The organism is Pseudoroseomonas cervicalis ATCC 49957 (assembly GCF_000164635.1).
Classification (GTDB): domain Bacteria; phylum Pseudomonadota; class Alphaproteobacteria; order Acetobacterales; family Acetobacteraceae; genus Pseudoroseomonas; species Pseudoroseomonas cervicalis.
Map to the genome: position 1 here is coordinate 1 of NZ_GG771149.1, position 753 is coordinate 753.

A 753-nucleotide genomic window follows, 5' to 3' on the forward strand; every position below is an offset into this window, starting at 1 on the left:
CCATGGCGGCGCCCGCCGCCCCGGCTCCGGCCCCCGCCCCGTCTACGGCCCCGGCCCCGGCCCAGCCCTGGCAGCCCTCCCGCCTGACCATGCTCGCCACCATGGCGCTGTCGCTCGGCCTGATGCTGGCGCTGCTGCTGGCCTGCCGAACCCGCCAGGGCCGCGCCGCGCAGCAGCGCCTGGCCCGCGCCCTGGCCGAGCGCGAGGCGGAGCGCCGCCTGACCGACATCGCCGCCAACCTGCCAGGCGCGCTCTACCGCCTGGTGCGCGCCCCCTGCGGCCGCCTCACCTGCACCTATATGAGCGAGGGCATGAACACCCTGCTGGGCGAGCCCAGCGGCAGCTCCGCCCGCGCCTCCATCCTGCGCGCCCTGACGCCCGAGACCCGCGCCCGCGCCGAGGCGGCGCTGCAGCACTCCGCCACCACCCTGACGCCGCTGGTGCTGGAGGGCGATGTGCGCACCGCCGATGGCCGCCGCCTCTGGCTGCGCACCATGGCCAGCGTGCATCCGCTGCCGGATGGCTCGGTGGTGTGGGACGGCGTGCTGCTGGACAGCACCGAGCAGCGCCAGGCCGAGGAGCGCGCCACCCTGCTGGCGCGCGAGGTGGACCACCGCGCCAAGAACATCATGGCCGTGGTGCGCTCCCTGCTGCTGCTGACGCCGCGCGACGTGCCGCCGGCGCAGTTCGTCGCCAGCCTCGACGGCCGGCTCTGCGCCATGGCCCGCGCGCACGACCTGCTGGCCGGCGGCG

At 77.2% G+C, this 753-nt stretch carries 1 protein-coding gene; it reads left to right on the forward strand.

Annotated elements, in window-relative coordinates; translation table 11 throughout:
* Positions 1-89 precede the first annotated feature (89 nt).
* A partial coding sequence (locus tag HMPREF0731_RS22265; protein WP_040614491.1) for an HWE histidine kinase domain-containing protein occupies positions 90-753 on the forward strand: 664 nt, incomplete at its 3' end.